Consider the following 14236-nt stretch of genomic DNA (forward strand, 5'->3'; position numbering starts at 1 on the left):
TGGGTTTCATGGCGCGCTTACACTGGATTCAACTCGAAAGGACGGAGTTTCTACAGCACCTCCAAACGGCTTCCCCACCCCCGCTCACAGGCGCGAGCGTCAACAACACGCTGGTGTGGCTACTGGCTTTCGGCCCGCTGCTCGGCTACTTGCTGGAAGCCTTCGTTGCGGGCGCCACGGGAGGTGGTCAGAGAGCGCTGAGCGAAGGCCATTACTGGTACCTCACCGTAATATTGAATGTCGCGCTGAGCCTGTTCGATGAAAAACGCCTGAAAAAAGCTGGGCACGACACCCGTCGTTTCAAGGGTTGGGTATTTATCGTACCGGTCTACCTGTACCAACGCGCCAAGATGCTGAATCAGAACCTAGCGTATTTCATCGTGTGGATTGGCAGTTTCGCACTTACGTTACTCGTCTGACCTTAGCCAACTGAACTTTCGGTGCTTCCGGCTAGCGCTGGAAGTGCCCCAAGGCACGACTTAGCTATTCATTGGAGGACCTTCGCGCCGACAACGCTCGGCCATCTATCGAAAGGTTCAACCATGAAAAGCATCAAAGCACCACTCTACTAATTATATTAACCAGTATTACCGCACATGCAGCCAGCTACTGCGATAGCAAACCGACTCAGCAAGCAGCAAACGATTGTTACAGACATTCAATACTGATTTACAAGATACTGAGCGGGAAAGCTGGTGTAGTGAAGGCAAGCAGCCTTAAGAAGCATGACCTGTATGACATCCAAGAACAGTAAACGCATCTTCGCTTAGCAAAATTACCAAGTGGTAATGGGGTAAACCGTGTTACCCCATTTCACGCGCCCATACGTACCTGATACTGCTGCCATGGCTTTTGGTATTTCTGAGAAGTGCCATCCTACGATTGCGCCTGATCTTATCTTTAAAGGACTCAATGAAGCGGTCAATTACTGGATTCGTATAAGCGCAGGCAGGTAATTGCACATTAATTTGAAGATGAAGGTGCACTCTGAACGCAAAAACCCTTGAATGCGCATCAAGAGCCCGTTTAGTCGTCTCATTCAGACGTTTCAAATACTCATAAACAAAAGGGCCTTTATCTACCCATATTGGCTTCCCTAAAAATTCTGAGCCGTAGTGACGGTTGAGATTCGTATTGATAGATAGGATGGCGCTAAACGCGGTCACGGCTTAAATTAGCCATACAACCAGGGTTCTAACTCATCCAGGTTCTTAACCACAATCTGCTGTGCCGCTGGCTTAGTTTCCATTTTTTTTGGATCAATCTGATATCGCTGCAATACATACTTCACGAGCGCCCTGCGGCTTGGGATCACTAATTGACCGTCCACCATGCCGAAATCGGTTTCGATTATCGCTTTCTGAGCAGCCGTCAGGCGCAAATCAGGTTCGATGATGACCGCTACCTCTGAATTCCAGGCGGTATCTTCAACAATCACATTCTCAGCCTTGCCCAATAGCTCTGGTTCGCCACGCAAACGGCTGAGCACAAAGTCGCGGAACTCCCGATTCCTCTCGCAGTAAGCGCGTACGTGCCAACGCATCCCTGTGTAGATCAGCGTGTGGGGCGCGATCAGACGGATCTCAGGTACAGGGTTTGCCAGCGATACATACTCAGTTTCCAGACGCAGGCTCTCGCGACAGGCTTTAAGCAGAGGACGAAGAATCTCCGGACGAATCGTCCGATCTGGGACCTCCAGCACCTTGGTGTGGGCATAGGCCAACGCCAACCCTTCGATGTGTGGAGCTCTCTCATTATTCTGAGAAAGCAGGTGTAGGTAGGCACTGGCGCTGTCGTCTATGAACAGAGGCTTGAACACCTTGCTCGGTATATAGCCTTTAATCTGTTTGTCATATGTAAGGTTTCTGGGCGCATGCTCATTGATGTACGTATTGATGTCCTTCGATGCCTGTTGCCGGCTGATGCCGAAGCTCTGAATCAGATGTCCCGTGGTCAGACGGCCTTCCCACCAGGCCACTGTCTCAATCAAACGATAGCGAAGTGCCAGATCCCAGCGTACATGCTCAACGGATTGCTTGCGTTTCATGTCCCCTCCATGTGCGTGAATACTTTACCTGTATAAGTCTACATTGTAGACCTGTCGCTTAACACTACATATTGTACCCCTGTCTTCGAGGCTTCTCGAAATCAACAAGGATGCAGGCATGAACACGTCGGACATCGTTTCTACAGGCTCACTGGCAGGGCTTGGGTTGATCCTGCTGGTGCTGTTGATACAGCTCCTCAAGCTACGCGATATCTGGCAGATGCTGCTGGAAAATCAGAAGGCAGCACGCTGGGCACGCATTTTGGAAATGGAAAATAAAGAGCTGCGCTCAGCCTTGCGGGCAGAGAAAGGTCATGTCGAGCAACTGAGAGGAAAGCTGGTGATTTTGCAGGAACTGATACCAGCAGCGTGAAGGGGAAGGACATGAGCAGACTTGAAAGAATCAAAGGCTATCTGCTGGGTGGTGCTGTTGGCGACGCCCTGGGTGCCCCGATGGAATCACTCGGATGGTCCGCCTTGAAGCGAAATTCGGTCCGCGCGATGTCATCGATTACCCACAAGCCTAAGGTATCACCGACGACACACCGACGATGTGGCTCACCGCCGAGGGTCGGCTGCGTACCTTAGCGCGTGGCGACCCCAGAAATATTGACCACATTCCCAGCGCTATTCATCACCCCCTGTTGCGTTGGCTAACGCCATCAACACGTCCGGCATTGAGCCCTTATGAGGGGAGCCCCACGCCCCCGTTATCCATGCACATTATCTCAGTGGTTTAACCCTGTCACAGGAGGTCCAACATGAACACATGCTGCCTGATCTGCGATTCAAAGGCTGTAATTTCCAAGGATGCCGCCAACGCTGCCGTCATGCTGATTGGGACCATTGATAGCTTTCTGCTCGCTGTTCGCCAGGCACATACCCAGGGGCTGGAAATCGACCAGGAAACCAGAAATGAAAGTCTGCTCGTGCGGATGCTCGATCTGATCGGCAAGGGATTTTCCGGTGCGACATCCGACCACATCGCCATGACGGCATTTGCCCAGGACGTGCAGAAATATCAGTTCGGCCACTACGACTATCTCTGTTTACGCTGTGGTGCCAGGTTCGATCAGAGCCCCCTCCCCTGAACGCCCCAAAGTCAATCAGGGCGATCAGATCATGCCCTCCTTAGGCGTTCTACTAAGCGCTCAACGAGGTCCACGATCAGCTGCCGATCATCATTACCCAGCTGCATCAATAACCGACTGATCCTGTTGGCTTGGTCGTCCGGGCGCGAACTCGCCTCAGTCAACAGTTCCGCCACCTCGCAACCAAAGATCCCTGCGAATTCCAGCAACCGCTCAATGTTGGGCACGACCACACCTCGCTCAATGCGGGAAACGGCTTCGTTTCCCACGCCAAGGCGCTCGGCCACTTCCTCCTGCGTCAAGCCACTGCGAATGCGTTGCTTAGCAATCGCTCGACCCACCACACCAGCCAGGTATTTCTGATCAGTTTTTGGCATGCAACCCCCTAGTCAACCTAGATGGTTGTTCATCACCCCATTGACATGAAGAGCCTTAAAGGTTGAAACTCATCATTAAAGGTTGATTATCGTCCATTTATGCTCACAGGGAAATGCAAAGGTATTTTTCATGCAGGAAATGAATGGCAGTGACCAATGGTTCTGCGAAGAAAAAGGCGAGCGCAGAGGCGTAGATACACAACGGATGGTCTCCCTTATCCATTTAGGGAAGCTGATCTATGGACGCATGATCTGGAGGAAGGAACTGGATGGTTGGAATCAGCTAGAAATCGGCAACACCTCCAAGCGGCTTCACCGCCCCTCCCACCTAACGGGTGCGAGCATCAATAACACATTGGTCTGGTTACCGGCCTTCGCTTCTATTCTCTGCTATCTCATCGAAGTATTTGGCGCCGGCGCCGTTGATGGCAGCAATTGCCAAGTGAAGAAAACCATGAAGGAAAACCGTTACTGGTACATCCCCCTGGTCTTGAACATTGCCCTCAGTCTACTCGCTGAAAAGCGCCTTAAAGCGCTAGGCACGACACCTGCCGTTTCGAGGATTGGGTAACCAGGTTCGTTACACGCACAAAACCAAATCATTAAACCATTAGCAGGGACATACCATGAGTTTGCCTGAAGACTTTTCTCCCGAACAATATCTAAAGTTACATCCCGATGTCAGAATGTCAGGACTTGACCCAGCACAACACTATTTGGCTTGGGGCCGTGGAGAAAATCGTAACTACAAACGAGACCCTAACTCCCTTTACCCAAAGGTAGAAGGACGTTATGCCTCGGATGGATTGTCTTCGGTGCATAACCACGACTTCATGAGCGACGAGAGCTATATCACAGCGTATGCACGCGGAGTAGAAGCCGTCGGTTCTGACTACAAATGGTTTTGGCGTGTGCATATAGGGCTGTGGGCGGCGCGGACAGCCGCAAAACACAACGGTGACTTTGTTGAGTGCGGAGTCAACTATGGTTTTCTAAGCTCAGCGATTATGAAAGATCTGAACTGGAATAATACAGGCAGAACTTTTTATTTACTTGATACATTTTCCGGCATTGATGACAGGTATCTGTCCGAGCAGGAAAAAATTGGTGGTGTCGCGGACAAGAACCGAAAATTAGTTGAAGACGGAACATATACATCAAATATTGAATCCGTGCGGGCGAACTTTTCAGAGTGGCCAAATGCAAAGGTCATACAAGGGTCCATTCCCGACACTCTTACTCATATCGACTCAACCCAAATTTCTTATTTGCACATCGACCTGAACTGCACCATTCCTGAAGTTGCTGCGATTGAGTTCTTGTGGGACCGATTGGTATCCGGAGCAGTAATTTTACTAGATGACTATGCTTACTACGGATACCAGCCTCAGAAAGAGGGTATGGATCAATGGGCAGCAAAAATGAACATAGCAATAGCGAGCTTACCTACAGGACAAGGGCTTCTAATAAAGCCTTGACACTTATCCGCATTGCGCTATGGCTCGTTCTATAGCGCATACAGCTCCTACTTAGGTTTTCACACCGAAGCTTAAGTACCAGAAAAAGAATTTGGCCAACTCCACGAAGCCAGCATAGAGCTAAGACATACCAACCTAGAGGCTAGCAGCATGAGTAACGAACAGACAAAAAAAGAGCCCATGCAAGAGGCCGCAGCCCCAAAGCTTGTAAAGTCCGCATCAAAGCGAAAACAAAAAATACTATTTCTAGGGTACTCCGAAAAACAAACAACACTACTCGACGAACTCATTAAGCTTAACTGTGAAGTTTGGCATACAGAAGAAAAAATAAAAACCACATCTGGCTACGACCTGGTAATCAGTTACGGATACAGGCACATCCTTCCAAAATACGTCATAGAAAGCTCTCCAGCACCTATCGTCAACCTGCATATCTCATATTTGCCATGGAATCGTGGAGCCCACCCTAACTTCTGGTCTTTTTATGATTCTACTCCAAGCGGTGTGTCTATTCACTTGATAGACGAAGGCATAGATACTGGACCTATCATCTACCAAAAATACGTAAATTTTAGCGCCAAAGAAAAAACATTCTCCCAAACGTACAAGAAATTAACACAAGAGATAGAACAGCTTTTTAAAGAGAACATTGAAAACATCGTGACCAAAAATTTTGTCGCTATACCGCAAAGAAAAAAAGGCTCCTATCATCGCACATCTGATTTACCCAAAGACTTTAGCAGTTGGGATTCCGAGTTCCAAATCGAGGTAACCAGGCTGGATAAAATCCTGTCACAAGAATAAAAACAACCACATATTGAAGAACGTGACGACAGCTACATCGACGAAGCTTAACGAAATCGTCGCCTTTTGTTTGACAGCCTAAGAACCCTATTCGTGGCTACGCCACGAAATTTACGTCGCTGGCCCGTCAGCGATGGGGCAGAGCGCCCCTAACGCTGACAAACCGGCTTTTGCAGTCTTGCGCCTAGCCTAACCCCTGGGCGGGCCCGGGTTAATCACTCGACCTGGCGGACGAAGGTACCGACGCGCAGGTAGGTTTCGTGGGAGTCAGGCGCGTAGATGCACAGTGCGCCCTGGTCGTTGGCCGCGAAGTACTTCCAGCTACCTTCCTCCAGCATAATTTCCTTGAACACCTGCCCGTCGTGGCTGACGTGGATGCGTTGGTTGTCGTTGCGCGACGGGAACAGACTCAGGCCTTTGAGGTGATAACAGGTCTCGATATTGAGCGCGTCCGACTGACGCTTCCAGTCGTAGCCCTTCTGCGAAGTCAGCAGGTTGCTCCAAGAGAAGCACATCAGTGTGCCGCCCATTGCGGTGAGGACCGGATCATAGAAGGAGAGGTCGTCTTCAGGCCAGGTGCAGTTGCGCCAGCCCTTGCCCTGCGCGTAGTACATCACCGACGAGCTGGTGTTGGTCTTCTTCTTAACTATGGTGTAAAAGCTGCTGTACCTACAGAAGGCCAACAGGCAAGACGTGCCTGGTATTGTGCGCAGATACTCCACCTCCTCGCCCTCAGAGAGGTTCAGGCGACCCTCCCAGCGCCCCCAGGCCGCACCCGGTCCTGCGGCGCTGAAGAGCAGCGGTTTGTTGTAGTTAGAGGTCTTGGTCGAGTCGAACAGGAAGCCCTTATCGGTGTATTCAAACTCGGTCCTCTCGGTGAAACGCCACAGCCACTGACCATTGAATAAGATCAGATCTTCGGTAGCGGAAAACGCGTAGTTGTCGCTGACGTCCGGGTACTGCGAACGCTCCCAATTCAGGGCGTCACGGGAGTAGTAGAACGCCTCGGAGCCCACCATCAATACCCAGGTGCCGTCAATCACGTCGAGCCGCCGAATCCAGATGCGTTCATCGTCGACATTGGGCCTGACCGCCTGCCATTTCACGCCGTCTTCGCTGCGGTAGAACTGTTCGTCGTTGTCCACGATCAGCCACACCTTGCCATCGGTCTTGATGTGGCGAATCTCTTCTGGATCGCAGGGAGGGTTCTCCATGTCTTGCCAGTCGATGGCAAACAAGTGTCGCTTGCCGTCGTGCTCAAAGGTGACGGATTGTTTTTCCAACGCCTCGAGCAAATTCTGCTGTTCCCGCTCTTCCTGCTTGCGTATCTTGGCCAGCACCACTGAGCTGTCGAAATCGCCCTTGCGGAAGTAGCCGAGCTGATCATCCGCATCGGAGCAGGCATTGGAGAATGCCATAAGCGTCCGGTCGATTTGGCGCTCGCAGTCGTTCAACTGGTGGTACCAGTCATCGTTCTCGGCAGAGTTGTCTAGGTCGTAGTCGGACCAGGAAATCTCGTTGTCGAACTCGATACGAGGTATGCCCCATTGGACGATCACGCGGTTGGCGGAACTCAGTGCAGGGGCATTCGTAGCGATTAAGTCCTGGGCCTTGCGGCGCATGTCGTTAAGGCTGGACAAAACCGACTTGCGGCCGATGGTATATGCTGCGCCACCTGCAGCGGTAGCCATTTTTCCAAGGAAACCATCATCGAATGAGCCCATGAACGATGACCAGTCGCTGGCTTTGCTGGTGGCGTTCATGAGGTCCATGGACATGTCTGAGGCTTCTATGCTGACGGCATAGAGCTGTTTCTCCATGGAGATCCAAGACTGCTCGAAGCGCAATGCACGGTATCGCACGATGTTCTTCCAGCCTTGAGTCAGCTTGGCCAGGCCTGCTGCTGCCTTCACCAGCGCCGCTTCGTCACTTCCATTGAGCAGCGCCAGTATCAGCGATAGGCTTTCCTTGAAGCTGCTAGGCTTGAGTGCGATCAAGATTCGCATGATGCGCGGGTTCTCAATCTTCTTGTGGCACAAGGTCAGGAGGAAGAAAGCGTCGATGAGCCATGTGTAGGCCTTGTCATCGTCATTAAGGAGAGTCTGCAACGCTGGTAAGTGTTCACGCTCCTTCAGCGGATTGTCGGCAATGCCGAGAATCTGCGAGACCACCTCCGGGCAGCCACTGTATTCGGCCAACTGGCCGAGAAATTCCTGACCCGCGCCGTCCAGCGAGGCAGCGTTATCGAAGCACAGCGCGAACAGACGCAGGTAGGTGCGGCGCGCCTCGTCGTCGGCCTTGTCGAGGAAACTGTGGGCCTTGATGTCCGGTAGGTCGGAGGTCAGCGACAGGGTTTCGGTTTGCTCCTCATCCAGAGACGCGTCAGCGCTGACGTTGAAACCGTTTTGTTCCTTGTAGATGTCCAGGGCTACCAGGCTGCCGCCGATAACTTCGCCGATCAGCTCACGAACACCATAGCTGGTGCGGAGACCGCCGAATTCGTTGCCGAAGAGTCGCGAGATGATTTTTTCCCGGGCCGCATCGCTGTTGCACAGCTCATCATCGGTGAGGTCGATAATTTTTTCGTACTCCTCCGAGAGGAAGTACAGCGCGTTGAAACCAAGCCCCGAGATGTTTTTCTGGATGAAGTGCGAGTCCAGCACGTGATCTTCGTTGACCGACAGCTCAATCATGCTGCGGTAGCGATCAATGCCGAAGACCTCGATCTGGTCGATCACTTCGATAATAAATCCCAGCAGCTCGACTTCGTCATCGCAGTTGACCCCCAGCTTTTCCAGGGTGACCACCAGATGATTGACGTCGCGCTCGGTCAATTCGATGTCGCGATGGGCGCGCATGAAGTCGTAAGTCAGGTGCAGGATCAGCAGGTTGCCCGGGATGGATTTAAACCGGCGCTTATTGGCCTCGATGTTTAGTGACCAGCTATGGAAGCTGGCGCTGTTCTCGACGGCTTTCAGCCGGTTGTTGATCCGGTCGATGGCGATTTCCAGGAAATCCCGGGTCTCGATGATGTAGTCGTTCATCGTGCCCAAGTTGTTGCGGATGACCGCGATGCTCTGTGCGTTGATCAGGTTCTGCTGTTGCAGCTGCTTGAGGTAGTGCCAGGCGTACTTCTGCATTTGCAGCGTGTCGGCTTGGTTCAGCAACTGGTTCTCGCTGGTCTTGCCGGTGAGGCTGCTGGCGAAACGCTTGAGGAAGCCGGCGCCCGACTGTTTGTTCAACCGCTCCTGGCTACTGGTGATGAGGCGCGAGGCATCCAGGGCCAGTTGCTGGGTCAAGGCAGCATTGGCTTTGTGGCGGTTGACGAGGGTGGTTACTACCTCTAGCTCGGGCCCTTGCAGCGGCTCGTGGAAAATCTGCTCTTGTAGCTCTGTCGTTGTCTCGCTCATGATTCCAGCCTTAAAGGGTGTTGATCTTGTTTCTCAGTCGTTTGCTTTGCGCTTCCAAGGTCTTGACCTGAGCGGCGAAGTGTTTTTCCGACAGATACAGTCCCTTGTGAAAGTCGCCGTAGAACTGTTGCGAGACCTGCAGGTATTCCAGGGCTTCATGAACGGCGACGCCGTTGCTGACCACGCGCTCCGTGGCAACCAAGGTCAGCTGGAAGCTCTTCTCGATGTGATTGTCCACTGCAATGTTCATCGCCAGTGTCGTGATCAGGCCGCCCACGATGCTGCCTACCAGCGCGCCGGCGGGACCGCCTAGGGCACCAATCGCTGCACCCACCGAGGCACCGCCCACACCGGCGCCGGTCAGCAGCAAACCCTTTCCAGTGCGGGTTTCCAGTTCTTCGGCGGTGATCCTGCCGGCGGCGAACAACACCAGGTTCTGCACCACGTCCACCGCGCAGACCGCCGCCCCGGCAATGCCGCCATTGGCGAAGGTACGTTTGAACATCGAGCCGGCGAAAAGGCCGGGCATCGAGCGGGCGGCGATGCTGACACTTGCGGAGGCCACACCAGCCTTTAGCGCGCTGTCGCCGGCGGCGATGGCCGTGTTTTGCAGGATCAGCACGGTGGCCCGTTCGGCGGTGATCTCGCCATCCCTGACCTGACGGATGTACTGAAAAGTATTGATGCTGCCGGCGATGACTGTGGTTACGATGGCCGCCGACCCTGCCGCACGCATGCTTTGCTGGAAGGTCGCCTTGTTCTGGTAGCCCGTCTGCATCTTCTCATGCAGCTCTTTGCCGGAGGTCGATCCCGCGCCGACGTGCTCAGCATCGCGCTTGCTCAACCCTGTGGACTGAACGCCCTCGGCGTCGAGGCGGCCAGCGGCCTTGTCATGAACTTTCTCGGCGGCCCGGGCGACCTCGGGGCGGGTGTCCCGGTTTTTCAGCATGTCCTTGTGAGCGGACAGCTTGATGCCTTCAATCTGGTCGGACGGCCCGAGGAACACGTCGGCGTTCTCGTAACGGTGAACCCCGTCCTTGCTTGAGCGAAACGCCTTCTGCGTGGCATCGGCGTTCTTGAAGTATTTCAGCTGTGCGCCCTGCAGTTGGGTATCGCCTTTCATGATGACGATGTCGTGCGTCATGTCGTTCTTCACCAGCGGTGTTTTAGCGAAGTTATCGGTGAAGGCCCGGACATCCTTGTCCTTGAGGATAGCGTCTAGGTTGAACGACTCGGCATGCCAGGTTTCCGCCGCGAACCCGCCCTTAATCGCTTTGTTCTGGGCAGTGGAAGCAATCTTGACCATGATGTCGTTGGCCTGGCTGATCTCGCCGACCATACGGCCCATCTTTTCCGAGGCCTGGGTGGGCCAGATCGGGCACAGGCTAACCGAATGGCTGATGAGTTTGTTTTCCTGCTTATCCATGAGAAAGCCTCAGACGTTGTGCTGAACGACGGCAGTGCCGACGCTGGAATGGGTAGAGGCGGCAGCGACAAGCGCGTCCTCGTTCAGATAGAACTGTTGCATTGATTTCAGGCGCTGACGGATCTCGTCGACCCAGACCTGGGGTGCATGGACACGAATGTTCTCGTTGAGGCCGAAGATCCACCATAGGGTCTCGCGGTCCAGCGGGACCCTGGCGCACAAGCGTTTCCAGGCCTGGTCGGGGAGCTCCTCCAGGGATTGCTCGTCACTGAGTGGCGTCTCGCTCAGTAACTCGGCAATTTGGGGATGGATGTCCGCGACCAACTCAACGCACTCATCGCCCTGGCGTTGGCTGAAGCGCCCTCTGGCGATGTAGTCGTCGATGTTGAAGTCGGATTGCTCCCTGGCCTCGGTTTCCAGCATGTGGATCGACTGGATCCGGTGCAGGGCAAACTGGCGCAAGTCGTCGTAACCGTCCACCGATGCGAGCAAGTAACTAATGGCATGCCGGGAGACGAGCCCGACCGGGTGCAGAACCAGATGCTTTACACCACCTTTGCTGCGGCTGCGGTAGGCGACTTCGATCTGTCGACGTTCTAACAGGCTCCCCGAGACCGCTCGCCAGACCTCCAGAGCGATCGCCGCTGGCAGGAGAGTCTTGCCGTTGGGGATCGCACGGACGCGACGCGCCCAGTCCGCCAAGCCGTTGTGGCCCACATCACCGAGGAAATTCCGGGCTCGGCGAAACTGCGGGCCGAGCTGGTCGAGAACGGTCTGTGGCAGCAGTGTTGCCAGATGGCTTTCGGACAGGCAGAGGGCGAGCGCGGTCGGCGCGTCCATGTCCTCCAGCCTCAGCGGTGCGTCTCGGGTGAAGCTCCAGCGGAAGGGTGATTCACTCTCGTCACATAGCAACGAGAACGGCAGGGAGAGCCGATTGAGGTCGCGCTGGATAGAGCGCAGCGTGACGGAAAAACCCTTGTCATGCAGCTTCTCCAGCAGTGTGGTGCTGGCTATACGCTGCGGCTCGGCAGGAATTAGGCGCAGCAGGGCGAACAGCCTGAGCAGCGTATCCTTCGCTTGAGACATGGAGACTACCTTGTTGTGCATCAGTCGCTGACGCCAGATTGGCCACGATGCTAATAAAAATAATGGCGCAGTGCTACTTCTCTAGCGTCGCACATGACTAAAGTCAGATGGGCACGCAACCCGTTCAGTGGCCTTCGGGCGCGTGGGTTTCCTTGTAATGCTTCAAATCTTGGTATTCGCGGTATAGCTCACAGGCCTTCTTCAGCACTACAACACAACCGATGGCAGCAAGTAGGTTCTTCATGACAGCGGGCTCCTGGTGTTTTTTTGCATTTTGTTATGGGGGGGCGACAAATCATGTCGTCGCGTAGAGCTATCCAAGGTCATGGCCGACTCTCGCTGACAAATAGCTCGGCCGCTCTGAGGAGGCACTGATGGATGGCACTGCGGTCAGCCTGAGTGAACAGAGCATCTTACTTGTGCTCGCCGCCAGTGATCATCAAGCGCTCCGTGATCTCCAGCTCACCCAAGATGTCCGCTGCTCGTCCTCCATACCTGCCAGCGCGTCGGTCATATGTTGGTTCGAAGAGTCGACGAAAAAGGCGAGACTGCTGCCCGTGATAGAAGGCGCAATCATCAAGGTGAACGCCCGCGCCATGCTGAAACATTCAGACGTCAGTAGAACGATTTTGAGCCAATGCAACAATTTCTTAGCGCTGCGGCTTACCAACGATGTAGACCAAAACGTTATCAAGCGCCTAATGCCAGACTCGTTAGCAGGCTTGACTAGCGTCCTTCCGTTACTAGATACAGGCGAAGCTTTAATGCGAGGGGACGCAGTACTCCTACCATCACGCATCAAATTGGACCTCCCCAGCATCACACCTGACAGCGCAACCCGTGATTTCTGGAAAGACTGGGGTTCTCAAGCACCTGATATCGAAGCGCTGGCAAATGCCGTTGAATCGTTGAGAAGTCAGACTAAAAACGTGGATGGTTAACCTAGCAGTGCATCTCGCATAGCAAGAGTGGGGGGATAAATGGGGGGACAAAAACACAGCCCCCCATAAAACCTAGTAAAATAAGGTAATAACCAACAAATAACGCCGCCCACAAGCCGGCTTTTTAATGCCTGTTTGAAAAGTGTCTTTATCTTTTTAATCCGCTGAAAGCTGGCAGGATCAAAGATTTCGGATCTGGTCAGCTCTGTGGTCCCCGCGGAATGTGTGCAGCAGCCTGCTGCACACATTCCGCGCCCGGTCATGCAGCGCCAAAAGCACTTGTCCTGCTAGCTGCCCGGCGCGAACACCGCCACGCAACCATTACAGCCTCCGTCCTTCGCACTGAGCGGCAGGAAGACGTGGTTATTTTTCTCGCTGACCGCGACCGAATGCGGATTGCCGCCGGGCAGCTTTATGCGTTGGACGATCGTATTGGATTTTGCGTCGATAACACCGAGCTCCGGGCCGTCCGGCATGCCGCGCGAAGCGGTGTAATACTGCTTGAGCTTCGGATTGTAGGTGACCATGTCGGCGGAACCGAGGCCTGGAATGACCTTGACCACCGAACCGTCGGTCTTCATCACGACGAATACCGGCGGCAGACCGCTGCCCTTGCCGCCAGCGTCGCAACCTAACAGCAGGTTTGCACCTGGTCCTTGCACCAGGCCGTTGGGATGGCAGTCATTGACTGGCAGCAATTTCTCGAGCTTGCCGCTGGCCGGGTTGATGACCGCGACGGCACCCTTGGCCTTATCCTTCTTCAACTCTGGAATCGAAACATAGAACCTTTTTGTCACCGCATCGTAGACGGGCTGCTCGATCCCGTCCGTGGCGTCCTCAAGGGAAATCCTGGCCATGATTTTGTGTTCGGGCCTGGTCGAAATCAGCGTCAGGAACGGCGGCTCGTCGGCATTGTTGGCGACAAGCACAACGTGGGCCTTCGGATCGTAGGCCATCTCGTCAACCCGGAATTTTCCGCCGGTGGAAAGGCTATCCGTGACTTTTTTCGTCTTGAGGTCGATGACCTTCACAGTGCTGTCGCCGTCGCTGGCCCACACCTCGCCACCAACCACGACGACGCCGTTCGGGCCGGACACACTACTGGTCTTTAATTGTCCTGCGAATCCGCCGGGCAACCGGTCGACCATCTTGCCGCTGGCGCCATCGAACACGTCGATAGCCTTGTTGCTTCTATCGGCCAGATAATAACGGTTGGTCGCCTGATCGACATAGCTGATGTCGAAGCCGTTGAGAGGCTCGCCTGGAACCGCCAATGTGCCGATCTGTTTCAGTTCAGCCGCGCTGACCGAAGCAGCGAGACTCAATCCCAATATTGCAGTCGCGCAACCCAACAATTTTCGCGGCATCATGTGTTTTCTCCTGAAAGTCTTCGGGTACTGTTGTTTTTATTCGCATCCATAAACCACCCCGACCCACTAGGGCGCCTGACTTTTCACATTCATTCAGAGATACACGGTCCTGACAGTAACTATTCCGCCTATGGCACTTTGACCTCAGAACAGATGCCGACCCACCAGACAACCTCGACCGCCGAGTCAATCTCGGTTATCCGTAT

14 protein-coding genes are annotated in these 14236 nt (G+C 53.9%); 7 read left to right on the plus strand and 7 right to left on the minus strand.

The window, feature by feature from the left end; translation table 11 throughout:
- The first annotated feature begins 8 nt into the window (after nt 1-8).
- Entirely contained in the window at nt 9-419 is a 411-nt protein-coding gene (locus tag HX830_RS31065; protein ID WP_256350857.1) for a DUF4339 domain-containing protein, read from the plus strand.
- Between the two features lie 384 nt (nt 420-803).
- Here the strand turns inward: HX830_RS31065 and HX830_RS32700 are convergent, their stop codons facing one another.
- Together HX830_RS32700 and HX830_RS31075 are read right to left on the minus strand one after the other, a co-directional pair.
- Nucleotides 804-1166, minus strand: a complete 363-nt coding sequence (locus HX830_RS32700; protein ID WP_177104624.1) for a YagK/YfjJ domain-containing protein — start codon at nt 1164-1166, stop codon at nt 804-806.
- A gap of 8 nt (nt 1167-1174) precedes the next feature.
- Nucleotides 1175-2047, minus strand: coding sequence for a WYL domain-containing protein (locus HX830_RS31075; RefSeq protein ID WP_177104626.1), 873 nt, complete (start codon nt 2045-2047; stop codon nt 1175-1177).
- Between the two features lie 118 nt (nt 2048-2165).
- On the opposite strand from HX830_RS31075, the gene HX830_RS31080 reads away from it, so the two are divergent.
- Together HX830_RS31080 and HX830_RS31085 are read left to right on the plus strand one after the other, a co-directional pair.
- Nucleotides 2166-2420 (plus strand): hypothetical protein, encoded by a 255-nt coding sequence (locus HX830_RS31080; RefSeq protein WP_152741714.1) that lies wholly within the window; start codon nt 2166-2168, stop codon nt 2418-2420.
- Nucleotides 2421-2808: 388 nt separating this feature from the next.
- Nucleotides 2809-3138: a hypothetical protein gene (locus HX830_RS31085; protein ID WP_177104628.1), complete on the plus strand. Its 330-nt coding sequence runs from the start codon at nt 2809-2811 to the stop codon at nt 3136-3138.
- A gap of 29 nt (nt 3139-3167) precedes the next feature.
- On the opposite strand, the gene HX830_RS31090 is transcribed toward HX830_RS31085, so the two are convergent.
- On the minus strand, nt 3168-3515 hold the full coding sequence (locus HX830_RS31090; RefSeq protein WP_177104630.1) for a helix-turn-helix domain-containing protein: 348 nt from the start codon (nt 3513-3515) through the stop codon (nt 3168-3170).
- A 130-nt stretch (nt 3516-3645) separates the two neighbouring features.
- Between HX830_RS31090 and HX830_RS31095 the strand changes: the two genes are divergently transcribed.
- The 3 genes from HX830_RS31095 to HX830_RS31105 all read left to right on the plus strand — a co-directional run bounded on the left by HX830_RS31095 (nt 3646) and on the right by HX830_RS31105 (nt 5797).
- Nucleotides 3646-4086: a DUF4339 domain-containing protein gene (locus HX830_RS31095; RefSeq protein ID WP_177104632.1), complete on the plus strand. Its 441-nt coding sequence runs from the start codon at nt 3646-3648 to the stop codon at nt 4084-4086.
- A 55-nt stretch (nt 4087-4141) separates the two neighbouring features.
- Nucleotides 4142-4993, plus strand: a complete 852-nt coding sequence (locus HX830_RS31100) for a class I SAM-dependent methyltransferase (protein ID WP_218171443.1) — start codon at nt 4142-4144, stop codon at nt 4991-4993.
- A 150-nt stretch (nt 4994-5143) separates the two neighbouring features.
- Nucleotides 5144-5797 (plus strand): formyltransferase family protein, encoded by a 654-nt coding sequence (locus HX830_RS31105; RefSeq protein ID WP_218171444.1) that lies wholly within the window; start codon nt 5144-5146, stop codon nt 5795-5797.
- A gap of 215 nt (nt 5798-6012) precedes the next feature.
- On the opposite strand, the gene HX830_RS31110 is transcribed toward HX830_RS31105, so the two are convergent.
- The 3 genes from HX830_RS31110 to HX830_RS31120 are packed head-to-tail and all read right to left on the minus strand — an operon-like array spanning nt 6013 to nt 11719.
- On the minus strand, nt 6013-9207 hold the full coding sequence (locus HX830_RS31110; protein WP_177104634.1) for a hypothetical protein: 3195 nt from the start codon (nt 9205-9207) through the stop codon (nt 6013-6015).
- A gap of 10 nt (nt 9208-9217) precedes the next feature.
- Nucleotides 9218-10633, minus strand: a complete 1416-nt coding sequence (locus HX830_RS31115) for a hypothetical protein (RefSeq protein ID WP_177104636.1) — start codon at nt 10631-10633, stop codon at nt 9218-9220.
- 9 nt (nt 10634-10642) lie between these two features.
- On the minus strand, nt 10643-11719 hold the full coding sequence (locus tag HX830_RS31120) for a helix-turn-helix transcriptional regulator (protein ID WP_177104638.1): 1077 nt from the start codon (nt 11717-11719) through the stop codon (nt 10643-10645).
- A gap of 374 nt (nt 11720-12093) precedes the next feature.
- Between HX830_RS31120 and HX830_RS31945 the strand changes: the two genes are divergently transcribed.
- Nucleotides 12094-12660 (plus strand): hypothetical protein, encoded by a 567-nt coding sequence (locus tag HX830_RS31945; protein WP_218171445.1) that lies wholly within the window; start codon nt 12094-12096, stop codon nt 12658-12660.
- 287 nt (nt 12661-12947) lie between these two features.
- Here HX830_RS31945 and HX830_RS31130 read toward each other — a convergent pair whose 3' ends face one another.
- Nucleotides 12948-14030, minus strand: coding sequence for a YncE family protein (locus HX830_RS31130; protein WP_103498200.1), 1083 nt, complete (start codon nt 14028-14030; stop codon nt 12948-12950).
- Between the last annotated feature and the right edge of the window lie 206 nt (nt 14031-14236).

Origin of the sequence: Pseudomonas gingeri, assembly GCF_013385425.1 — a bacterium.
In the GTDB taxonomy this organism is placed as follows: domain Bacteria; phylum Pseudomonadota; class Gammaproteobacteria; order Pseudomonadales; family Pseudomonadaceae; genus Aquipseudomonas; species Aquipseudomonas gingeri_D.